The 22,653-nt window shown below is 46.6% G+C and carries 21 protein-coding genes and 1 other RNA gene; 13 read left to right on the top strand and 9 right to left on the bottom strand.

Annotated elements, in window-relative coordinates; translation table 11 throughout:
• Positions 1 to 41 precede the first annotated feature (41 nt).
• The 3 genes from rhlB to AC08OG_RS11910 are packed head-to-tail and all read left to right on the top strand — an operon-like array spanning position 42 to position 2,353.
• Positions 42 to 1,358, top strand: coding sequence for an ATP-dependent RNA helicase RhlB (gene rhlB / locus AC08OG_RS11920; protein ID WP_482929600.1), 1,317 nt, complete (start codon positions 42 to 44; stop codon positions 1,356 to 1,358).
• A complete protein-coding gene (locus tag AC08OG_RS11915; RefSeq protein ID WP_292353680.1) occupies positions 1,345 to 1,674 on the top strand; it encodes a hypothetical protein in 330 nt (109 codons plus the stop codon). The genes rhlB and AC08OG_RS11915 overlap by 14 nt, the downstream gene beginning before the upstream one ends.
• Positions 1,661 to 2,353: a hypothetical protein gene (locus tag AC08OG_RS11910; protein WP_482929599.1), complete on the top strand. Its 693-nt coding sequence runs from the start codon at positions 1,661 to 1,663 to the stop codon at positions 2,351 to 2,353. The genes AC08OG_RS11915 and AC08OG_RS11910 overlap by 14 nt, the downstream gene beginning before the upstream one ends.
• Before the next feature lie 4 nt (positions 2,354 to 2,357).
• Here AC08OG_RS11910 and AC08OG_RS11905 read toward each other — a convergent pair whose 3' ends face one another.
• The 4 genes from AC08OG_RS11905 to AC08OG_RS11890 are packed head-to-tail and all read right to left on the bottom strand — an operon-like array spanning position 2,358 to position 6,592.
• Positions 2,358 to 3,530, bottom strand: a complete 1,173-nt coding sequence (locus AC08OG_RS11905) for a UbiH/UbiF/VisC/COQ6 family ubiquinone biosynthesis hydroxylase (protein ID WP_482929598.1) — start codon at positions 3,528 to 3,530, stop codon at positions 2,358 to 2,360.
• Positions 3,527 to 4,729: a 2-octaprenyl-6-methoxyphenyl hydroxylase gene (ubiH, locus tag AC08OG_RS11900; RefSeq protein ID WP_482929597.1), complete on the bottom strand. Its 1,203-nt coding sequence runs from the start codon at positions 4,727 to 4,729 to the stop codon at positions 3,527 to 3,529. The genes AC08OG_RS11905 and ubiH overlap by 4 nt, the downstream gene beginning before the upstream one ends.
• 4 nt (positions 4,730 to 4,733) lie before the next feature.
• Positions 4,734 to 6,044, bottom strand: a complete 1,311-nt coding sequence (pepP, locus tag AC08OG_RS11895) for a Xaa-Pro aminopeptidase (protein WP_482929596.1) — start codon at positions 6,042 to 6,044, stop codon at positions 4,734 to 4,736.
• Positions 6,044 to 6,592 (bottom strand): UPF0149 family protein, encoded by a 549-nt coding sequence (locus tag AC08OG_RS11890; RefSeq protein WP_014708052.1) that lies wholly within the window; start codon positions 6,590 to 6,592, stop codon positions 6,044 to 6,046. Before AC08OG_RS11890 ends, pepP begins: the two co-directional genes overlap by 1 nt.
• A gap of 105 nt (positions 6,593 to 6,697) precedes the next feature.
• Here AC08OG_RS11890 and AC08OG_RS11885 point away from each other — a divergent pair, with 105 nt between their 5' ends.
• The 3 genes from AC08OG_RS11885 to ssrS all read left to right on the top strand — a co-directional run bounded on the left by AC08OG_RS11885 (position 6,698) and on the right by ssrS (position 7,434).
• Positions 6,698 to 6,907: a TIGR02449 family protein gene (locus AC08OG_RS11885; RefSeq protein WP_014708051.1), complete on the top strand. Its 210-nt coding sequence runs from the start codon at positions 6,698 to 6,700 to the stop codon at positions 6,905 to 6,907.
• Positions 6,904 to 7,209, top strand: a complete 306-nt coding sequence (locus AC08OG_RS11880; protein WP_292479908.1) for a cell division protein ZapA — start codon at positions 6,904 to 6,906, stop codon at positions 7,207 to 7,209. Before AC08OG_RS11885 ends, AC08OG_RS11880 begins: the two co-directional genes overlap by 4 nt.
• A 40-nt stretch (positions 7,210 to 7,249) precedes the next feature.
• A non-coding RNA gene (gene ssrS, locus AC08OG_RS11875) (6S RNA) lies at positions 7,250 to 7,434 on the top strand.
• Positions 7,435 to 7,465: 31 nt separating this feature from the next.
• On the opposite strand, the gene AC08OG_RS11870 is transcribed toward ssrS, so the two are convergent.
• Positions 7,466 to 7,966: a MarR family winged helix-turn-helix transcriptional regulator gene (locus AC08OG_RS11870; protein ID WP_482929595.1), complete on the bottom strand. Its 501-nt coding sequence runs from the start codon at positions 7,964 to 7,966 to the stop codon at positions 7,466 to 7,468.
• A gap of 146 nt (positions 7,967 to 8,112) precedes the next feature.
• On the opposite strand from AC08OG_RS11870, the gene AC08OG_RS11865 reads away from it, so the two are divergent.
• The 3 genes from AC08OG_RS11865 (at position 8,113) to sodC (ending at position 13,061) form a co-directional block, all read left to right on the top strand.
• Entirely contained in the window at positions 8,113 to 9,288 is a 1,176-nt protein-coding gene (locus tag AC08OG_RS11865; RefSeq protein ID WP_482929594.1) for an efflux RND transporter periplasmic adaptor subunit, read from the top strand.
• The gene (locus AC08OG_RS11860; protein WP_482929593.1) at positions 9,285 to 12,461 is read left to right on the top strand and encodes an efflux RND transporter permease subunit; all 3,177 of its coding nucleotides are present in this window, start codon (positions 9,285 to 9,287) and stop codon (positions 12,459 to 12,461) included. The genes AC08OG_RS11865 and AC08OG_RS11860 overlap by 4 nt, the downstream gene beginning before the upstream one ends.
• Positions 12,462 to 12,548: 87 nt before the next feature.
• On the top strand, positions 12,549 to 13,061 hold the full coding sequence (gene sodC, locus AC08OG_RS11855) for a superoxide dismutase [Cu-Zn] SodC (protein WP_292400050.1): 513 nt from the start codon (positions 12,549 to 12,551) through the stop codon (positions 13,059 to 13,061).
• A gap of 26 nt (positions 13,062 to 13,087) precedes the next feature.
• Here sodC and AC08OG_RS11850 read toward each other — a convergent pair whose 3' ends face one another.
• A complete protein-coding gene (locus AC08OG_RS11850; RefSeq protein ID WP_482929592.1) occupies positions 13,088 to 14,428 on the bottom strand; it encodes a sensor histidine kinase in 1,341 nt (446 codons plus the stop codon).
• On the bottom strand, positions 14,428 to 15,114 hold the full coding sequence (locus AC08OG_RS11845) for a response regulator transcription factor (RefSeq protein WP_292353691.1): 687 nt from the start codon (positions 15,112 to 15,114) through the stop codon (positions 14,428 to 14,430). The genes AC08OG_RS11850 and AC08OG_RS11845 overlap by 1 nt, the downstream gene beginning before the upstream one ends.
• A gap of 245 nt (positions 15,115 to 15,359) precedes the next feature.
• Between AC08OG_RS11845 and AC08OG_RS11840 the strand changes: the two genes are divergently transcribed.
• Positions 15,360 to 15,761, top strand: a complete 402-nt coding sequence (locus AC08OG_RS11840) for a Spy/CpxP family protein refolding chaperone (RefSeq protein WP_292353692.1) — start codon at positions 15,360 to 15,362, stop codon at positions 15,759 to 15,761.
• A 59-nt stretch (positions 15,762 to 15,820) separates the two neighbouring features.
• Here AC08OG_RS11840 and aroE read toward each other — a convergent pair whose 3' ends face one another.
• Positions 15,821 to 16,642: a shikimate dehydrogenase gene (gene aroE, locus AC08OG_RS11835; RefSeq protein WP_482929591.1), complete on the bottom strand. Its 822-nt coding sequence runs from the start codon at positions 16,640 to 16,642 to the stop codon at positions 15,821 to 15,823.
• Positions 16,643 to 16,645: 3 nt separating this feature from the next.
• A complete protein-coding gene (gene hemB / locus AC08OG_RS11830; RefSeq protein ID WP_292400038.1) occupies positions 16,646 to 17,656 on the bottom strand; it encodes a porphobilinogen synthase in 1,011 nt (336 codons plus the stop codon).
• A gap of 164 nt (positions 17,657 to 17,820) precedes the next feature.
• Here hemB and carA point away from each other — a divergent pair, with 164 nt between their 5' ends.
• The 3 genes from carA to greA are packed head-to-tail and all read left to right on the top strand — an operon-like array spanning position 17,821 to position 22,652.
• The gene (gene carA, locus AC08OG_RS11825; protein WP_292353695.1) at positions 17,821 to 18,951 is read left to right on the top strand and encodes a glutamine-hydrolyzing carbamoyl-phosphate synthase small subunit; all 1,131 of its coding nucleotides are present in this window, start codon (positions 17,821 to 17,823) and stop codon (positions 18,949 to 18,951) included.
• Positions 18,952 to 18,957: 6 nt separating this feature from the next.
• Positions 18,958 to 22,176, top strand: a complete 3,219-nt coding sequence (gene carB / locus AC08OG_RS11820; RefSeq protein ID WP_292400035.1) for a carbamoyl-phosphate synthase large subunit — start codon at positions 18,958 to 18,960, stop codon at positions 22,174 to 22,176.
• The gene (greA, locus tag AC08OG_RS11815) at positions 22,176 to 22,652 is read left to right on the top strand and encodes a transcription elongation factor GreA (protein WP_292353697.1); all 477 of its coding nucleotides are present in this window, start codon (positions 22,176 to 22,178) and stop codon (positions 22,650 to 22,652) included. Before carB ends, greA begins: the two co-directional genes overlap by 1 nt.
• Position 22,653: the final 1 nt, after the last annotated feature.

Below are 22,653 nucleotides of genomic sequence, written 5' to 3'. Positions count from 1 at the left end.
TAACATTTTTTCTTATCAGTAAAGGTAATGCAAGTATTTATATGAGTGCTCACCTCACCGACACGGCATTTTCATCGCTGCCACTCCATCCGCTCCTGCAGAAAGGCTTGCAGCAAGCCGGTTTTGAATTTTGCACGCCGATTCAGGCTCAGTCTCTACCTTTATTGCTGGCAAACCACGATGTCGCGGGTCAGGCACAAACAGGCACCGGAAAAACCATCGCCTTTTTATTGGCCACATTTCAACGCTTATTAACGAATCAGGATGCGCAAAAACCTGCTTCAAAGCAACCTCGCGCATTAATATTGGCACCCACTCGGGAATTGGCAATTCAGATTGTAAAAGATGCTGAATTACTAAATAGTCATGCCGGATTGCGCATTGTGATCGCTCATGGCGGTAAAGATTATCAACGTCAGCGTGATGCAATCGATGACGGTTGTGATGTTTTGATTGGTACACCGGGACGTCTGCTGGATTTCCATAAACAACGGGTGTTTAACCTTAACAATATTGAAGCAGTGGTGCTGGACGAAGCCGACAGGATGTTTGATCTGGGCTTTATTAAAGATGTGAGGTTTTTTCTGCGCCGCTTACCCAGTCCTGAAAAGCGTTTAGGTATGCTTTTCTCTGCCACACTTAGTTATAAAGTGACTGAGCTGGCTTACGAACATATGAATAATCCGGAGAAAGTGCAGATCGAACCGGAAAAAATGATGGGTGATCGGATTGAAGAATGGGTTTATTACCCGTCAAATGAAGAAAAAATACCGCTACTGCTGGCGTTGATTAAGCGAATTCAGCCTATCCGCAGCATTGTTTTTGTCAACACAAAACAAGTCGCCGAGCGGGTATGGGGGTTTCTGGAAGGAAATGGCTACAAAGCTGCTTTATTATCTGGCGATGTACCGCAGAAAAAACGTGAAAGCCTGTTAAAACATTTCCAGGATGGTGAGTTTCCGTATCTGGTGGCAACCGATGTGGCCGCGCGTGGGCTACATATTCCTGAAGTCAGTCATGTGTTCAACTTTGATTTACCGCAGGATGCTGAAGACTATGTGCATCGTACGGGTAGAACCGCGCGTGCAGGTGCCAGTGGTATTGCGATAAGTCTGGCCTGTGAAGAATATGCTTTTTCGTTGCCTGATATAGAGCAATATATCAAACATAAATTGCCGGTAGCGCAAAGCACCGATGAGCAGCTTGAAACACCTCAGCCCAGAATTAAAGCTGAACGAAATCCAGCACCACGCCATAAAAATAAAACTCGTGGAGATAATAGCCATAACAATCGTCCGCGCAGCGGCAAGCGCAATAATGGCCCCAAAAAACCGGTAACTTCGGATGCAAATCAATAGTAACTTACCGGTACTTTTTACTCCGACAAGACAACCGGATGAGTCGTCTGTCCGACTCCCGGTGTTGTTGGATAAACAATCTGATTTCAATAATGTAAATCGCCAGCCTGTTATCAGCCGTCCAGTCATTGGGGTAACCAGTGATAATGATAGTCAACAGGCACGTTATATTCGTAATTTCAGTCTGACCAACCGTGAAACTGAGCGTGAGTATACAGCCCAGAACAGATTGCCAGCACAAGTTCAGGCCTACCTGCAGGTAGAGGCCCTTAAGGATGTTCCGACTCAGGAGAGATTATTTGATGCAATGGCTTAAGCTTGTCTTGATTTGCAGCGTTATCTGTTTATTTTCAGCTTGTGCAGCCAATTCGAGTGATGGTTCACCTAACCTTTCCAGCTTTGCCAAAAGTAACATTGACGATGTTATCGAGCTGCATCAGCAACGGGTTATGCAGGATCTGAAAACGTTAACTATCAAACTGTATCAACGTAATCCCTATCAGCGTCATGATCGCCATATGCGTACACTGGAAGACAGTGTAGCCAGATTATTTATGTATCCGGCGGATGTCGGTTTTGCCAAATGGGATGGGTTTGAACCGACCGAGATTATTCGTCTGGCTCTGACGGATGATTATGATGGTGACAGGGTGCTGGCCTTTACCGTGGGCATGCGGCGGATGTTAATGGCTTCGTATAATAATCAGTCAGAATTTTATTATCTGTCATCTATTGATCAGCAAAAACTCTATAACAGCGCACGAAATATCGAAATTGCGGCTTGGATGCTGGCGGAAAAGCGTGATGCAAAGGGTAAGCGGTTATTACTCAGTGACAGCCTGCAAGATGAGTCCAGGAACTTGAGTTTTCAACGTATTATTGGGGGCATGATTGCGACTCAGGATAATATTTCCGCCATCATTGCGCAGAAAAACGGTCGACTGGTAAAAACGGTGGTGGTGCAGGCGGCCTCGATGATGTTTTTACCCATCTGACTACTTATTTTGCGCCAATCGCCTGCAGCATAATACGTTTTTTCAACCACTGGGATTTATTGACCTGGTTCATTCCGGCTGTTCTCAACCAGCTGACAGGTTTAGCAGACTGGGTAAACAGGCGATGAAAACCATCCATACTGAACTGCATCAGCAGATTTTCTGCCAAACGACGGCGTTGATATTTTTTTAACGTATGCAAGCTGCCAATCTGACGTTGCAGCTGTACTGTCCAGACAAGCGTTTCTGCCAACGCCCTGGCATCCTGCAAGCCAATATTCACGCCTTGTCCGGCTAACGGGTGAATAGTATGTGCTGCGTCACCCAGCAAGGCGAATCCCGGTTTTACATAGTCTCTGGCATGCGCTAATGCCAGCGGGAAACTGGCCCGCTCAGAAACCAGCTCAACTTTGCCCAGTTGATGGTCAAATGCTTCTGCAAGTCTCAATTCAAAACTGTTTTTGTCGATTGTTTTAAGTTGTTCTGCCTGCTCAGTTGGTAAGGACCAGACGATCGAGCATAAATGTGCATCATTCAATGGTAAAAAGGCGAGAGGACCACCAGATAAAAAATGCTGCCAGGCAGTTTTCTGATGCGGTTGTTCAGTGCGTATGGTCGCGACCAGTCCATGCTGCTGATAAGCCCAGCCTCGGCTGGTAATCCCGGCTTGCTCGCGTAATAAGGAATGTGCACCATCTGCAGCCACAATCAGGTCGGCAGTTAAAACTCGGCCATTTTCCAGAGTGATTTGACCAGTTTGATAATGTTGTGGCTTTTCGGGACAGATTAAGTCAATTTGCCGATGATTGGCTGCTAAAGCGATTGCCTGATGCTGAATAAGCTGATTTTCAACAATATGGCCAAGATAATCGACCCCGATTTCAGCTGCCGAGAATTGCAGAACGCTATCGGCTGTCTCCCAAACCTGCATTTTTTCAAAGGGACCCAGTCGCGAGGAATACAGATTTTGCCAGACATTTATCTCTGTCAGGATCCGCTGGCTTGCAGGATTAATCGCACTGACACGTTGCGATGGAGCATCATCAACCGCCAGTTGTTCTGTTTGATGCGCTTCAATTAAGGCAATCTTTAAATCAGTCTGCTTTGCCAGTAACAGGGCAAAGGTGGTGCCGACCATGCCACCACCGACAATAATCACATCATAGTGGTTTTTCATAATGGCAGTCCCCGACTGAGTCTGGACTGTTTACCGCTAAGTCCCATGCTTGTTTTAGCCAGCTGATTTTTTAATCCAGGCAGTCCATTAAGTAACGCAAGACTCAGCGAACGACCATGTCCAAGCAGAAAATGGTTATTGCTGAAGGTGTTCACCAGAAAATCCGTAGCATTGACCACTTTATCCTGATCCTTTTGCTGCCAGTCGGAATAATCCTGTAACAAACTGGCATGACCACAGTCTTCAGGATGGGCGGCGATCAACTCTGCCAGAACCGCTGCATCACGTAAGCCAAGATTAAAGCCTTGGCCGGCAATGGGGTGCAGGCTGTGGGCTGCATTGCCAATTAACACGACTCGATTTTGTACAGGCTGATTGGTTTGCATTAACCCTAATGGGTAGCAGCTACGCTGACCAATTTTTTCAAAATGGCCAAGACGATAGCCAAAGGCTTTCTGCAGCCGTTCAGCAAATTGCTGTTCGTTACTTGCTAACAGGGCTTGCTCTTCACCTGTTTTCACCGTCCATACCAAACTGCAACGACCCTCAGACATGGGCAATAAGGCTAACGGGCCATGTTCAGTAAAGCGTTCGTAAGCCCAGTTCTGATGTGCTCGTTCAGGTATCACATTAGCTGTGATGGCGGTTTGCTGATATTCACGCTGCCAACTGGTTAACCCCAGTAAGTCCCGAATGGTAGAAAATTGTCCATCGGCACCGACCAGTAATCTGGTGGTAAGTTGCTGCCCATCAGATAACGTTACAGTGACTGATGTAGCATTTTGCTCCAGAGTGTCAACCTGCAGCGGTGTCAGAATGCTTAGCGTTGGGTGTTGCTGTAATGCCTGATTTAATTTAATACCCAGATGTTTTGCGGTCATCACTTGACCCAACGCCGGAACCTGTTCTTTCTGGGCAGTCAGACGTGTTACGCCAAAATGTCCCCGATCTGAAATATGAATGCCGTGAATCGGCGTGGCTTTATCAGCCAGCTGCGACCAAAGCTGCATGGTTTCAAAAATGCGTTGAGATCCATAAGACAAGGCAATACCGCGGTCATCAAAACCAGGTTGGTGGTGTTCCAGCAGATCCTGAGCTTCTACCAACGCAATACGTAAACCGGTATTTTGTAGTGCCAGGGCCAAACTTGACCCCACCATGCCAGCGCCAACAATCAGTAGATCAAAATCGGTTTTCACGATGTTAGCGAGCTCCAGCCATCAGGGCTTCAATGTCGTCAATTTCTTTCGGCGCGGCAGCAGATAATACTTCGTGCCCCTCTTTGGTCACCAGCACATCATCTTCAATACGAATCCCAGTGAAATGCCATTTTTTATCAATATGTTCCGGATCGCGAATATATAAACCTGGCTCGACGGTTAACACCATACCTGGCTCCAGTAAGCGCCAGGTACTATCAATTTTATAATCGCCGACATCATGCACATCCATGCCCAGCCAGTGGCCGGTACGGTGCATATAAAATTCACGATAAGCCTGATCTTCAATTAACTGATCAACATTTCCCTGAAGCAAACCAAGTTTGACCAGGCCTTCCGTGAGAACCTGCACAGCCGCTTCATGCGGTTGATTCCAGTGGTTTCCGGGTTTGACTGCCTCAATAGCGGCATATTGCGCGTCCAGCACGATTTGATACAACTCCCGCTGGGCCGGCGTAAATTTGCCATTCACCGGGAAGGTTCGAGTGATATCTGCGGCATAACATTGGTATTCGGCACCGGCATCAATTAACAACAGATCATTGTTTTTCAATTTACTGTTGTTTTCGATGTAATGCAGAATGCAGCCATTTTCACCGCCACCGACAATAGAAGGGTAGGCCGGACTGCGGCAGCCATGTTTCATAAACTCATGAATCAGTTCCGCTTCGACTTCATATTCGAACTTACCCGGTTCGGTAAACTGCATTGCCCGGATATGTGCTTTGGCTGACGCCTCAGCCGCATAGCGCATGTTCTTGATTTCCTGGCTGCTCTTAAACAGCCTTAACTCATTGAGGCAGTGCTCCAATTCGATGATTTCAGTAGGGGAGTGTTTGCCGGAGCGGGAGGTCTGGCGAAGATGATTTAGCCAGCCGACCATATGCTGATCAAATGCAGGCTGGTTGCCCATGGTGTAATAGACTTTTTCCTTCTCTTCCATCAGGCCGGGCAAAATATCATCCAGATCGGCGATAGGATAAGAATCATCTGCGTCATATAACGCAATGGCACCTTCCTGACCGGCACGATAACCATCCCAGATTTCTTTATCGAGATCGCGTTCCCGGCAGAACAGGATAAATTCGCCGTGTTCCCGTCCCGGGATCAATACCAAGACTGACTCTGGCTCATCAAAACCACACAGGTAATGAAAATTACTGTCACTGCGAAATGGAAAATCGACATCGCGGTTACGTGGATGAACCACAGCGTTCGGTAACACGGCAATACTGTCCGGCCCCATGATTTCCATCAATCTCTGGCGCCGTTTGGCGAATTCTTTTTTAGTCATTAATGCTCAATTATCTTGTCTTCGGGAGTAGTTGGATTTAACTCACCATAAAGCAGGAACAGACCCATTCGGAGATATTCCACTAATTCTTCGTAGTTATTATCGTCATCGTCACTGGGTTGCAATTCAATATCATCCACCTGGCTGATTTGTAACACATCAGTCAGATATTCCTGACAATCTGCGGGCAGTTCAGTTTCGTTGGTCAGGCCAGAAACCCCCAACCCGTAAACCAGACCCTGAGACCAATCGCTTAAAGCAGCAAGCCGTGAGCCCAGCGGCGCGTCATCATCCGGCAGTTCCAGCTGAAAATCGAAATCAAGGCTGTTAAGAGACTGCATCGTTTCATCAAACAGCCCCAGCAGGTTTTGTTTTTCTTCTTCGCCAGGGTGGTAGTCCTCAAATAAATCGCTATACCAGGTATTACGATTGGCCTGAGAATTCATACACAACAAACCGCATAATGCGCCCTGCAACTCGGCTGTGCTGGCAGGACCATCGGCGGTCACGTTTTCCGGTGACAGGGATGGAAAATATAATTGAGACATAGAGATACAACCTGAAATTAAAAAACACATCATGCAGTTGTTGACCGGGTCAACGGCGCACGTCTATAGTTAGGCATTATTCTCGCATAGCCAAGACGAATATTAATGGATAAAAACCCGATTCAACAATTGGAACAGCAGCTCGATGAGCTGTTACGGGCCAGTAGACGCTTGCGTGAAGAGAATATGTTACTTCGTTCTCAGCAGGCAGCCTGGCTTAGTGAGCGCGCGCAATTAGTTGAAAAAACTGAAATTGCCCGTACCCGCATCGAGAATATGGTTAATCGACTGAAGCAGCTGGATGAAGAACTATGACCGTACCTGTTCACGTCACAATCCTCGGCAAAGATTATCAAGTTGCCTGTCCTGAAGATCAACAGGATGCGCTAATTGCCTCTGCGCGCATGGTGCATCAGAACATGGAAAAAATCCGTAACACCGGTAAGGTGGTGGGGGTTGATCGCATTGCAGTTATGGCGGCTTTAAATATTGCGCATGAGTTGCTGTCATTACAGCAGGATGAAAGCCAGGACATCAAAAAAGTTAATGAAAAAATTTCTCTGCTTAAAGAGCGGGTTAGTGCATTTATTAACGAAGATAGGCAGTTGGAATTATAAAATACTGACGACTTGGGGAATAAAGTTGCGTATCATTTAATCAACCCTGCGGTGAGCGATAGCGACATGTGTTGTCTTGAGCCGATAAGCAAATGCTTTAGGAAACCAAATTTACGGGGTTGAAAAACAAGCCCGCTCCGACGGGAAGTTTGCCATCCCCATGCGGTTTCCCACTTGAACCAACAGGTTCAAGAACCCCGTTCGTAACGCCACTGTGGGGCCTTTCTATAACTTCTCTGTTGTATCTAAATCTTGATTAGCGCATTCCTAACTGATTTATCTTCATTAATAGCTTATTGAGCATCTCACGCTCATCCCTGCTTAAGGCATCGCTAAGTTGTTTTTCATGTCTTGCCAAGACTATCTCTAATGCTTCCTCAATCAGCTTTTTGCCTTTATCGGTCAGTTTTACCAAGCGACTACGCTGATCATCCGCACATTGTCGCCGGGTTATTAAGCCGTTTTTTTCCAGACTATTAAGCACTTTGGTTAAACCACCTGAGCTCACCAGATTCACCTGGCATATATTGGACGGGGTTTGCTCGTAGGGTGGGCCCTGCAGGCGCAATGATGCCAAAGCGTCAAATTCACCCACATTCAGATGAAATTGCTCCATCACAATTTTTGCATCCGAAAAAAATAATTCACGCGCACGAAACAGCCGCTTTATTGTCTCTGCTACAGCAAGATCATCGCCGTGCCAACAACTGCGCATTTGTTCGAGTGTTTCTTCTATGCTTAATATGCGATCTGCCAAGTGAGTTCCTCCTGAGATGACAGAATTATGACAAAAAAATTTACTTGCACGTGAAAGAATCTTGCATTAACCTTTCCAGAAACCTTTCTAGAAAGAATTCTAAGCTATTCCCTTCGCTTTCACCAGCGAATAACAAAGGATCTGTCATGCGTGATAACTCACTTGATACTAAACCCGCCTCTCTGCAGGCTTTAGCCATCACTGCTTTTTTCTCGTTAAGCCTTCTGTGTCATTCGGTTAGTGCTGAACAAAACCTTCCCAGAGTTCAGGTGGTGGAACCTGAGGTCCGCACGTTGACAGAGTGGAAAGAATTCACCGGTCGTTTTGAAGCGGTGGAGATGGTTGAATTGCGGGCAAGAGTAACAGGCTATCTGGATAAAGTGCATTTCGACGATGGCCAGATGGTTGAAAAGGGAGACTTATTATTTGAAATTGATCCACGGCCTTATGAAGCAGCAGTAGCCAGAGCTGAAGCAGAACTGTCCAGAATGGATAGTCAACTGAAACTGGCTGACCTGGATACCAAACGGGGTGAACGTTTATTAACCCAGAGTGCGATTTCTCAGGAAGAGGTGGACACCCGTCGGGCACGTTTTCAGGAAGCCAATGCCAATGTGGCATCCGCTGCTGCTGCGTTGAAAACCGCCAAGCTGGATTTACAGTACGCCAAAATTACTGCTCCGGTAAGTGGGAGGATTTCTAATCGCCGGGTTGACGTCGGTAACCTGATTGGCAGTGGTGATACAGGTGAAGCTCTGACCACCATTGTCTCGCTGGATCCGCTGCATTTTGTGTTTGACGTATCAGAAACCGAATATCTGGAATTGATTCGTTTGCCAGAGGGCCAGGAGCAATTGGTGAATGGCAGAACCATGCCGACGGAACTTAAATTAATTGATGAAAAGAACTGGACCCGTGAAGGTCGCATCGATTTTGTTGATAACCGGCTTGACGAAAATACCGGTACCCTGAGAATGCGTGTGGTAGTAGACAATGCCGATGGTGTTTTACGTCCGGGACTTTTTGCCCGCTTACGTTTGCCGACCAGTCAGAATGCAGAAGCGATGCTGGTTCCGGATAAAGCGATTGTGACGGATCAGGCAGCCAAAGTGGTGATGACGGTGGATGCCGAAGGCAAAGTCATTCCCAAACCTGTTGAACTTGGAACATTACAGGGTGATATGCGGGTAATCAGAAGTGGATTAACTGTATCAGATCGAATTATTGTTGAAGGCTTGCTGAGAGCGCGTCCGGGTACCGAAGTGAATGCTGTTCCATATCAGACTGAGGAACAGACTAATGTTGATGGACAAGACTCATGAAGTTTACTCACTTCTTTGTTGAAAGACCCATTTTCGCGACCGTTATTTCGGTCCTGATTGTCCTGGTGGGCACAATTGCCTATAGCAATTTGCCTGTTGCACAGTACCCTGAAATTGCGCCGCCCAGTATCGCGGTCACTGCTACTTATCCCGGTGCCACAGCCGAAACTGCTGGTAATACTGTCGCGACAGTATTGGAACAGCAGATCAATGGTGTAGAGAACATGCTCTACATGAAATCTGAAAATACCTCAGATGGGCGCACCTCACTGAATATCACCTTCAAGCCGGGTACCGATTTGGATACAGCACAGGTGCTGGTGCAAAACCGCATTGCCATTGCCGAGCCTTTGCTTCCGGAGGAGGTGACTCGACAAGGTATCGATATTCGTAAAAACTCACCTGATTTGATGATGGTTATTCATATTCTGTCTTCAGATGGCAGTCGCGATAACCTCTATGTTTCAAATTATGCCAGAACCCAGGTAGTCGACCGTTTAGCCCGTATAGACGGGGTCGGTGAAGCGCGGATTGTTGCCGAGCGGGCTTATGCCATGCGGATCTGGATTGATCCGGAACGAGCTCAGGCGTTTGGTTTAACAGCGAATGAAGTGGTTGCCGCTTTACGTGAGAACAACACCCAGATTGCTGCCGGTACTATCAACAGAGAACCGATTGAAACCAAAGGCGGTTTTGAGTTGAGTGTGGAAACGCAGGGCCGACTGCTGGAAGAAGAAGAATTCGGCAATATCATTGTAAAACGTGGCACTGATGGCCGGACCGTGAGATTACGGGATTTAGCCAGAGTCGAGCTGGCAGCTCAGGACTACAATAATATTGGTTATCTGGATGACAACCTGGCTTTGCCGGTCGTTATCTTCCAACGCCCGGGTTCAAATGCATTGGAGACTGCTCAGGCGTTACGGGCAGAGATGAAAGACATTGCTCAAAGTATGCCTTACGGCGTCGAATATCAGATTATTTATGATCCCACCGAGTTTATCGCCAAATCCATCGAGAAGATTTATCACACCATTTTAGAAGCCATCATACTGGTTATTTTGGTGGTGATGTTGTTCCTGCAGAGCTGGCGAGCATCGATTATTCCTATTCTGGCCATACCGGTATCACTGATTGGTACCTTTGCCGTTATGTCCATGCTGGGAGTGTCATTAAATAACCTGTCGTTGTTTGGTCTGGTGCTGGCCATTGGTATCGTGGTTGATGACGCTATTGTTGTGGTTGAAAACGTAGAGCGTTATATACGAGACGGATTCAGCCCTCGAGAAGCGGCACATAAAACCATGGATGAGGTCGGCGGAGCCTTGGTGGCTATTGCCATCGTATTGACTGCCGTATTTATACCGACAGCTTTTATCACAGGTATTTCCGGGGCGTTTTATCAACAATTTGCCTTGACCATTGCCACAGCAACCATTATTTCGCTGATCGTTTCGTTAACGTTATCTCCGGCTTTATCAGCGTTGTTATTAAAGCCCCATGTTGAAGGCCATGAGCCTAGTGGAGTTTGGGGCAAGGTTAGTTATCCATTTCGTGCGTTTGGCAATGGTTTTAATCGTGCCTTTGAGTGGATGGGTGATCGTTATTCGGCAATGACACGCAAGTTGTTACGCATGATGGCGGTTATGCTACTGATTTACGTCGGTTTGATCATGTTGACTGGCTATCAGTTCAATAAAGTACCAACAGGATTTATTCCTGAACAGGATCAAGGTTATTTGATCAATGTCCTACAGTTACCCCCTGGTGCCACACTGGAAAGAACGGATGCTGCAGCACGTGAAGCTTCGGCACGTTTAAGAGATGTTCCGGGCGTTGCACATGCTGTTTTGTTTGTCGGTCTGGATGGACCTACTTTTACCAATGCGTCTAACTCAGCGGTTATCTTCACGCCATTGGATTCGTTTGAAGACCGTATTGCCGCTGGTATTACCATTGACGATATTGTTGCTGGTTCTCAGCAGGCCTTATCTCAGGTTGATGCCGCGATGGCTTTTGCTATCAGACCACCTCCGGTTCGCGGGATGGGTAACTCTGGTGGTTGGAAACTGTATGTCCAGGATCGTGGTGGGCTTGGTCTGGAAAGACTACAGGCTGTCACCAATGAGGTGATTGGCGCAGCGAATCAAACCGATGGTTTATCGTCCGTGTTTACCTTCTTTAACTCTGGAACCCCCAGAATTTACGCTGATATTGATCGTACCCGGGCAGAAATGCTTAATGTGCCGGTAGGCAATGTTATCGATACCTTGGAAATCTATCTTGGCTCACGTTACGTCAACGATTTTAACTTTCTGAATCGTACCTATCGGGTAGTGGCGCAGGCGGATGGCCCTTACCGTGATGAGATTGAAGATATCGGTAAATTACGTACCCGCTCTGATAATGGGGCGATGGTGCCGATCGGGACTATAGCTACTTTTGAAAATATCACGGGGCCAATACGTCTGCCACATTACAATTTGTATCCGGCGATTGAGGTTCAGGGCAATACCGCACCGGGTTATTCCAGTGGTGAATCGCTTGCCATTGTGGAAGAACTATTGAGCGATACTTTGCCTGAAGGCATCAGTTTTGAATGGACTGAGCTGGCCCTACAGGAAAAATTGGCAGGTGATACGGCATTTCTCAGCTTTTCACTGGCAGTAGTGTTTGTATTTCTGCTGCTGGCAGCTTTATATGAAAGCTGGTTATTGCCCCTTGCAGTGGTGTTGATTGTTCCTATGTGTTTACTGGCCGCGATACTCGGGGTGAGTTTGCGCGGTATGGATAACAACATTCTGGTACAGATTGGCTTTGTGGTGCTGATTGGTTTGGCCTCAAAAAATGCCATATTGATTGTTGAGTTTGCCAAGCAAGCTGAAGATCGTGGTCTGAGTCGCCTGGATGCTGCGGTTGAAGCAGCACGTACTCGTCTGCGTCCAATCCTGATGACATCCTTTGCCTTCATTCTAGGCGTGGTACCATTAGTCTTGGCCTCTGGTGCTGGCGCCGAAATGCGGCAGGCCTTAGGAACGGCAGTATTTTTTGGTATGCTAGGTGTGACCTTTTTCGGACTGATATTTACCCCGGTTTTTTATGTTTTCTGCCGCTGGCTGGCGTCATTGAGAGATAAACGCGAGCAGCAACAAACCGCTGATGAAGTGAATTAAGTTCAGCTGGCTGAGCTGGTTTGATCATTGAAACTCCATGGTCTCGAGCGAGTCCGATTAAGCGTCACACTATTTTTTGGAGGGATTATGAAACTATTGACGAGCATAATGATTGCGCTGACATCTTCAGTAGCACTTGCTGATACACAGATCGAGCTTTATGAAGTGGACAAACAGGGAACCGGCAAAAGCCTGGGAACCGTAGCAGTACATCAATCAGCATTTGGTCTGGTTTTTACCCCGGATTTAAAATCGTTAACACCCGGTTTGCATGGCTTTCATGTGCATCAGAATCCAAGCTGTGATGCCGCTGAAAAAGACGGTGAAATGGTGCCTGCATTAGCCGCTGGTGGTCATTATGATCCCTACGATACTGGTAAGCACGACACCCCTTGGGGCAGCGGTCATGCCGGTGACTTGCCACCGTTGTATGTAGCCGATGATGGAACAGCAACTCATCCAGTGCTTGCACCACGCTTGACGCTTAAAGATTTACAAGGGCGTTCATTAATGATTCATGCTGGTGGTGACAATCACTCTGATCATCCTAAACCCTTAGGTGGTGGCGGTGCCCGAGTCGCCTGCGGTGTAACGGATTAATCTCCGTCAACTAGATAAATCAGTAATCAGACCGGAAGCAAGATTGAAATATTAAGTCCGCCTTCCGGTCTGTTTGTTGCAATAATCTCTCCGCCGTGGATTTCAATAGCACGATGAGCAATGGTCAGCCCCAGACCGATACCATCTTGCTGGTGGTTGTCACGACTGCGAAAGAACGGCTGAAAAATTTGCTGTAAATCCTGTTCAGCAATTCCCGGACCCTGATCTTCTATAGTGATTTGCCAATGGCCGGCTAATTTTTCAGTGGTTAGTTGGATCACTCCATTCTCAGGTGAATACTTAATCGCATTGCGCAAAACATTTTCAATAGCACTATGAATAAGCTCAGGGCGTGCAAACAGACTGATTTGCTCAAAAGTATTGTGCGTTATCTGAACATGTTTATTCTGGGCTTCAAAACGAGCGTCCTCCACAATATCCAGCAGCATTTCTGTTAGATCGAAAAGTTGTCTTTCATCATTTTCAGTTGTCGGATTTTCCAGACGAGATAAATTCAGCAACTCACCGATGAGATGATCGATACGCTCGGATTCACGTTCAACCCGATCCAGCATTTTTGCGGTTTTATCCGGACTTTGCTGTGCCAAACCAATCGCAGCCTGCATCCGTGCCAAGGGTGAACGTAACTCATGAGAAACGTCGTGGAGTAATCGTTTCTGTGCATTCAGCAACTGGCTTATGCGCCCGGTCATATAATCAAAATTCTGCCCCAGTTCAGCCAATTCATCACGACGTTTTCCCATAGCCGGGCTAATTCGGGTATCCAGTTTGCCATCTGCAACATCATTAAAGGCTTTCTTTAGAATACGGATGGGTTTGGTAAACCACCAGGCCAGTAAAGCACTGAATAATAATCCCGACATCAACCACATGCCCAGTAATAATAAGAGTGGTGGTTTAGGAGGTTTGGGCCGATCCAGCTTCTGGACGAGTTTTTCAGGGGAGGGGATAAATAACAGCAAGGCTCTGCCATCTTCCAAAATTACTTGTTGGACAGAGCGTATTCTTTGATTTTCAAATAATAATTGTCTCGTCGTTGCCAGTAATTGCGGATCAATATTCCGTTGCAGAATATCCTGATTATCCTGATTAACGGCGAAAAGCTTAATGCCATTACGATGTTGTTCATGGAGGTACTTTTTTAGCGGCTCAATACCGGCATAACGCGCTATATCAGCCGCACTGTCGACAAGGTCAGTAGCTTTCCAGCCCATTTGCACTGGAATTGCCTCGAAGGACTGACGTTCAGCATTATGGCGTAGCCACATGCCACTGGCGACACCAATACTCGTCAGTAATAAAGCCAGTAAAAAAGCGAAAAAGAATTTCCAGAATAAACTTCGCATTACTTAATCAACTGATAACCTTTACCGCGGACTGTCTGAATATAAGAATGACCATCCTGTTGTTCTCCCAGCTTGTGCCGAATACTGCTCATATGCACATCAATACTGCGATCAAAGCGTGCCAGCGGCCGGCCTAATGCTGCTTCTGATAATGCATTTTTACTGACGACCTGACCGGCATTTCTTGCAAGGGATTCCAACAGGCTGAATTCGGTGCTGGTCAGTTCCAGCGCGGTATCAAACCATAAGGCTTTACGTTGTTGAGGCCAGAGTTGTAACGGACCCGTTTGAATAACGGTTTCATCCTGTTGCTGCTGTCGGGTGATTTCACTGCGCCGCAAAATAGCTTTGATTCGAGCAATTAATTCTCTGGGAGTACAGGGTTTAGGTACATAGTCATCGGCCCCAGATTCCAGTCCCATGATGCGATCAACATCGTCACCCTTTGCGGTAAACATTAAAATGGGCACATGACTTTGCTGACGGATGAGTTTTAATACTTCAGTGCCACTCATATCAGGCAACATCACATCCAGAATCACAATATCGAAATCTCCCTGCAAGGCAAGCTGCAGGCCTTCTGTTGCTGTATCTGCAGTGCGAACCTGAAACTTCTCTTCCTCCAGATAGTCTTGAAATAGACCAGAAAGAATCACATCATCATCAATAATTAATACTTTGCTCACAGAGATGTCCTGTTATTTTTTTAAAGTAATGATACGTCCGCAAATATTAATCAGCTAATTGTAAATCAGTGTTTTACCTGAATTTACATATCAAAACAGTCATTAACAGTTAATCCATCAATACTGTCTGCAACCTGTCGAACGACAGTATTTCGTTAAAAAATAACCTTTTTAGGAGAATACCTATGCGTAGCAAATTAATGGCGCTCAGTTTGATTCCAGCTTTATTTTTAGCAGTACCTGCCATGGCCGATAAACATAAAAGCTGTGGTGAAGGCAGTAAATACAGCGATATGAAGAAAATGCACGGTGAACATGATGGTATCCCTCTTATGTTGCAAGGCATTGATTTAAACGAGGATCAAAAATCAGAAATCAAAAAATTAGTTGAGGCTCAGCAAACTGATAAAAGAAATGATATGAAGTCGCACTGGGAGCTGCGCAAGAAATTAAACCAATTGGCTTTTAATGATCGTCTGGATCAAAACAAGCTAGAAGCCATAATCAATGAAGCCACAGAATCTCATGCCGACAGATTAGCTAAAAAAGCTAAATTGAATAATGCGATTTTCAATGTGCTAACAGCAGAACAAAAACAGCAGCTGAAGCAGAAAATGGCCGACTCTGAAAACCGTAACAAGCCTTGAATAAAATTACTTACCTCATCCTGACAATGAATGCAGGATGAGGTTTTTATGGGCGTTGTTCAGGATTTCTTTTGAAGCAGTGAAATTACTGAAGCTGTTTGCGGGCGCACACCACGCCAGATATAAAAGGCTTCTGCGGCCTGTTCAACCAGCATGCCCATACCATCAATTGTCTTGGCTGCATTATGTGTTTTAGCCCATTTGATAAATGCTGTATCAGCTTCGCTGTACATCATGTCATAACAGCAGGCGCCACTTGCCAGCACCGTATCAGGCAAAGGAGGTACTTCACCCTGTAAACTGGCTGCGGTGGCATTAATCACCACATCAAATTCACCGTCAATGTCATCAAATCCACCGCCATGAACATTGCCCAGATGGGCAAACAGCTCGGCAAGGTGAATGGATTTTGAAGCTGTTCGGTTGGCAATAAATATTCCGAGCGGTTTGTATTCAAGTAGGGGCGCGATCACGCCACGTGAAGCGCCACCGGCTCCAAGTAATAAAATTCTTTTGCCGGTAAGCTCAACCTGATGATTGACCGCTAAATCACGGCAAAGACCAATGCCATCTGTATTGTCACCAAACAAGCTGCCATCACTATTGAATACAACGGTATTAACTGCTCCAGCCAATTCGGCCCGGGCAGATTTTTGCTGGGTTATCTCCCAGACCTGCTCTTTGAATGGCACCGTTACATTGATGCCTTTTAACTTAAGCACGTCGCGAAGCTGTTGAAGACTGTCATGCAGTCCGTCCAACTGTACTTCAATCGCTGTATATTCAATATCCTCACCGGTTTGTCTGGCAAACGAGGCATGAATCAGCGGGGATATACTATGGTGGATCGGGTTACCGATCACGGCGTATTTATCTGTCATGATTTAGCGCTGTAACTGTTGTGCAATATCTTTAGCGAAATAGGTGAGGATACCGTCGGCACCCGCACGTTTAAATGCCAGCAGGCTTTCCATAATAACTTCTTCACTGAGCCAGCCTTTCAACGTTGCTGCCTTGAGCATCGCATATTCACCACTGACCTGATAAACAAAAGTGGGTTTCTGGAAAGTCTTTTTCACCCGGTACAAGACATCAAGATAGGGCATGCCGGGTTTAACCATCACCATATCAGCACCTTCCTGAATATCCAATGCGACTTCATGTAAAGCCTCATCAGAATTGGCTGGATCCATCTGATAACTGAATTTATTGCCACCGGCTAAATTCCCTGCACTGCCCACAGCATCGCGAAATGGTCCATAAAAACTGGAGGCATATTTAGCGGAGTAAGCCATGATACGAGTATGTATGTGCCCGGCATTTTCCAGCGCGTTACGTATCGCGCCAATACGTCCATCCATCATATCGGAGGGAGCGACTACATCGGCTCCTGCCTCGGCATGAGATAACGCCTGTTTGATTAATACTTCCACCGTTTCATCATTAATAATATAGGCGTTGTCATCAATCAGACCATCCTGACCGTGAGTGGTAAAAGGATCCAGAGCAACATCAGTCATTACCCCCAAATCGGGGAAGGCTTTTTTTAAGGCTCTGACAGCGCGTTGCGCCAGACCATCGGGATTAAACGCTTCTGCAGCATCCAGTGACTTCTGCTCCAATGGGGTCACTGGAAACAATGCCATCATCGGGATGCCCAATTTGTGAATGATTTCAGCTTCCTGAAGCAGCAAATCAATGCTCAATCTCTCCACCCCAGGCATTGAAGTGACTTTTTCTCGTTGATTTTTGCCTTCGAGTACAAAGCAGGGATAAATCAGATCATCGACAGTGAGCTGATGCTCTCGAACCAGTCGCCGGGAAAAGTCATCTTTGCGCAAACGGCGGGGTCTTTGTTGTGGAAAAGCGGAAAAATTAAAATACTGTTGGGTCATAAGTTCTGCCAGGTAAATAAGCTGCGCTTCATACTACCGCTGGCAAGGTAACTTGTCATCGTTTTTAGCGTGGACGCATAGGCTGCAGATAGGCTAAAATTGCAAAGATTTTGTCCGGGGAGAACGTCGTCCCCTGTTCCTTTTTTATCTGGTGGAGGTTCCCCTTGCGTACAACTGCGCTACTTGCTCTTGAAGATGGCACGGTCTTTCACGGCGAATCAATCGGTGCTGTGGGCCAGTCAGTTGGTGAAGTGGTCTTCAACACCGCGATGACAGGTTATCAGGAAATTATTACCGACCCGTCGTATTGCCGCCAAATCGTCACCCTGACTTATCCGCATATCGGTAACGTTGGCGTCAATAAAGACGATGAAGAATCTGACCAGGTGTATGCCAGTGGTTTAATCATTCGCGAACTTTCACCGGTCATGTCCAGCTGGCGTGGTGAAGAAGCTTTGGATAAATATCTTGAGCGCCAGAATGTAGTCGGACTGGCTGGTATTGATACCCGGCGGCTGACCCGTCTGTTACGGGAAAAAGGTGCGCAAAAAGGCTGCATCGTTGCTGGCGATAATATTGATGTTGATGCGGCAATTGCTGCGGCCAAAGCCTTTGCTGGTTTGAAAGGCATGGATCTGGCCAAAGAAGTTTCAACCAAACAGGCTTATGAGTGGACTGATGGTATCTGGCACATCGACAACCAGTCTCGTAAAGCCGAGCCGCGTTTTCATGTGGTTGCCTATGATTATGGCATCAAGAAAAACATCATGCGTATGCTTACCGAACGTGGCTGCAAATTGACAGTAGTGCCCGCACAAATGCCTGCTGAAGAAGTCATGAAGTTGAATCCTGATGGTATTTTCCTGGCCAATGGCCCGGGTGATCCAGAACCTTGTGATTATGCGATTAAGGCGATTCAGTATTTCCTCGATAAAGAGATGCCGATTTTTGGTATCTGTCTGGGACATCAATTACTGGCATTGGCCTGTGGTGCCAAAACCGAAAAAATGAAATTCGGTCATCATGGGGCGAATCATCCGGTTCAGGAATTGCTGGCAGGTCTGGTGATGATTACCAGTCAGAATCACAGTTTTGCTGTAGATGAATCCACTTTGCCTGACACCGTTGAAACCACTCATCGTTCTTTATTTGATGGAACATTGCAGGGTATTCATCATAAAACCAAACCGGCTTTCAGCTTCCAGGGACATCCGGAAGCCAGCCCTGGTCCACAGGATGCATCACCTCTATTCGATCACTTTATCGACCTACTCGAACAAGCGACAGGTAAATAACACATAATGGCTAAACGTACTGATATTCAAAGCATTCTGATTCTGGGTGCTGGTCCGATTGTTATCGGTCAGGCCTGCGAATTTGATTATTCTGGCGCACAGGCTTGTAAAGCCCTGCGAGAAGAAGGTTATCGCGTCATTCTGGTCAATTCCAACCCGGCCACTATCATGACTGACCCAAATATGGCTGATGCGACATATATTGAGCCAGTTACCTGGGAAGCAGTCAGCAAGGTTATTGAAGTTGAACGTCCCGATGCGATATTGCCAACCATGGGAGGCCAAACCGCGTTGAACTGTGCATTGGCACTGGAAAAACATGGCGTTTTGGAAAAATATGGCGTCGAGATGATCGGTGCTGACAGTGAAGCCATAAATAAGGCCGAAGATCGCGATTTGTTCCGCGCGGCGATGCGTAAAATTGGTCTGGATATGCCGCAATCGGATATTGCGCACTCCCTTGATGAAGCGCTTGAAGTTCAACAGAAATTTGGTTTCCCGGTCATTATCCGGCCGTCATTTACCATGGGCGGCAGCGGTGGCGGAATTGCCTATAACCGTGAAGACTTTGTCGATATCTGCCAGCGTGGCTTATATCTCAGCCCGACCTCAGAATTGCTGATTGAAGAGTCAATCATCGGCTGGAAAGAATACGAAATGGAAGTGGTGCGTGACAAAAAAGATAACGCCATCATTATCTGTTCCATTGAAAACTTTGATGCAATGGGCGTGCATACTGGTGACTCAATCACTGTGGCACCTGCCCAGACGCTGACCGATAAAGAATACCAAATCATGCGTAATGCCTCGCTGGCAGTTTTGCGTGAGATTGGCGTGGAAACCGGTGGTTCGAACGTGCAGTTTGCGGTAAACCCGGAAACCGGACGTTTGATCATTATCGAAATGAATCCACGGGTGTCACGCTCATCGGCTTTGGCTTCGAAAGCCACCGGTTTTCCAATTGCCAAAGTCGCCGCCAAACTGGCAGTGGGTTACACACTGGATGAATTACAGAACGAAATTACCGGCAATGCGACACCAACGTCATTTGAACCGACTATTGATTATGTTGTCACTAAAATCCCACGTTTTACCTTTGAAAAATTCCCGTTGGCGGATAACCGTCTGAGCACTCAGATGAAATCTGTCGGTGAAGTGATGGCCATTGGTCGTAATTTCCAGGAGTCTTTACAGAAAGCATTACGTGGTCTTGAAACAGATCGGGATGGATTTAACGAAATTCTGGATCTGAAAGCCGAAAATACCGCTGAAGTATTACGCCGTGAATTAAGTTTGCCTGGCTCCGATCGTCTTTGGTACGTAGGTGATGCTTTCCGTTATGGAATGGGCTTTGACGAAGTTCAGCAGCTAACACATATTGATCCGTGGTTCCTGATACAGATTCAGGAGCTGGTGGAAATTGAAAATCAGCTTAAAGAGCGTTCGTTAAACGATATTGATGAAGCTGAAATGCGCGCGTTGAAGCGCAAAGGTTTCGCTGATTCACGACTGGCAAAATTGTTACACAAAACTGAAAAACAATTTCGCAGCCATCGTCATGCATTGGGAGTTCGTCCGGTGTATAAACGGGTTGATACCTGTGCAGCTGAATTTTCAACCTCTACTGCCTATATGTACTCAACCTATGACGAAGAGTGCGAAGCCAATCCGACTGATCGTGACAAAATCATGATTTTAGGTGGTGGTCCTAACCGTATTGGTCAGGGTATTGAGTTTGATTATTGTTGTGTTCACGCCGCTCTGGCATTACGCGAAGATGGTTACGAAACCATTATGGTCAACTGTAATCCAGAAACCGTTTCCACCGATTACGACACATCGGATCGACTATATTTTGAGTCACTGACGCTGGAAGACGTACTGGAAATTGTTGCGCTGGAAAAACCTAAAGGCGTGATCGTCCAGTTCGGTGGTCAGACACCATTGAAACTGGCGCGTGCACTTGAAGCTGCCGGTGTGCCAATTATTGGTACTTCGCCGGATGCCATTGACCATGCAGAAGATCGCGAACGGTTCCAGCAAATGGTCGAAAAACTCGGCTTGCTGCAACCGCCAAATCGTTTGGCACATTCAGTTGATACCGCTGTGTCACTGGCGGCAGAAATCGGTTATCCATTAGTGGTTCGTCCATCTTATGTATTGGGTGGCCGTGCAATGGAAATCGTTTATAACGAAGAAGAGTTACAACGTTATATGCTGACTGCGGTATCGGTTTCCAATGATTCTCCGGTATTACTGGATCGTTTCCTGGATGACGCCATTGAGGTCGATGTCGATGCAATTTGTGACGGTAAGGAAGTGCTTATCGGCGGCATTATGGAACATATCGAACAGGCTGGTGTTCATTCCGGTGACTCTGCCTGCGCCTTACCCCCTTACAGTCTGAGTCAGGAAGTAATGGATCAGTTACGGGTACAGGTGAAACAGATGGCACTTGAACTGGGCGTAGTGGGACTTATGAATACCCAGTTTGCCATTCAGGGTGACCGTATATTTATTCTGGAAGTGAACCCACGCGCATCACGTACCGTGCCATATGTATCTAAATCGATTGGTGTACCGCTGGCTAAAGTTGCTGCACGCTGTATGGCCGGTATGAGCCTGGCAGAGCAGGGTGTAACTAAAGAAGTGATTCCGTCTTACTATTCGGTTAAAGAAGCGGTGTTCCCATTCATCAAGTTCCAGGGTGTGGATCCGATTCTTGGACCGGAAATGAAATCCACTGGTGAAGTAATGGGCGTGGGCCGTACTTTCGGTGAGGCTTTTGCCAAATCCCAGTTAGCGGCATCGGTGAGTCTGCCGGTTGGAGGTAAAGCCTTTATCTCAGTGCGTGATGCCGACAAACAATCGGTTATCAAGATTGCCAAAGATTTGTTAGGCTTGGGTTTCTCGTTGCTGGCCACGCGAGGCACACAACAAACGCTGATGGAGGCCGATGTGCCCTGTGAGCGAGTTAAAAAAGTCGCAGAAGGTCAGCCGCATATTGTGGATATGATTAAAAACGATGAAATTGCCCTGATTGTGAATACAACAGAAGGTCGTCAGGCCGTTGCGGATTCAAGAGAAATACGCCGCGCTGCATTGCAACATCAGGTGAACTACACCACAACATTAGCCGCTGCTCGTGCCACAATTCTGGCCCTGCATTGCGAAGACAGTGTTTCGGTGAATCGTTTACAGTCATTACATGGAGAATTGAATTAATGGCCGTACCAATAACAGAACGCGGTGCTCAGGCACTGAAAACTGAATTACATGAACTGAAAACCGTTAAACGTCCAGCCGTGGTGGATGCGATTTCTGAAGCCCGTGCGCATGGCGATTTAAAAGAAAATGCTGAATACCATGCAGCCCGTGAACAGCAAAGTTTTATTGAGGGCCGTATTCAGGAACTTGAATCGACTTTGGCGGATTGTCAGATAATTGATCCCACTTCGTTGCCTAAAGATGGCCGTGTTGTGTTTGGTGTTACGGTCGATTTGCTGAATATCGATACTGATGAAGAAAAGCAGTATCAGATCGTGGGCGATTATGAATCCGATATTAAATTGAACCGTATCTCAATTTCTTCACCTATTGCACGGGCATTGATCGGCAAGGAAATTGACGATGTAGCAACTGTCCAGGCGCCGGGTGGTGCAATCGAATATGAAATTACCGGCATTCATTATCTGGGCTAAC

This window comes from Methylophaga sp. F7 (assembly GCF_056863975.1).
This window is presented reverse-complemented; position numbering and strand designations above follow the sequence as displayed.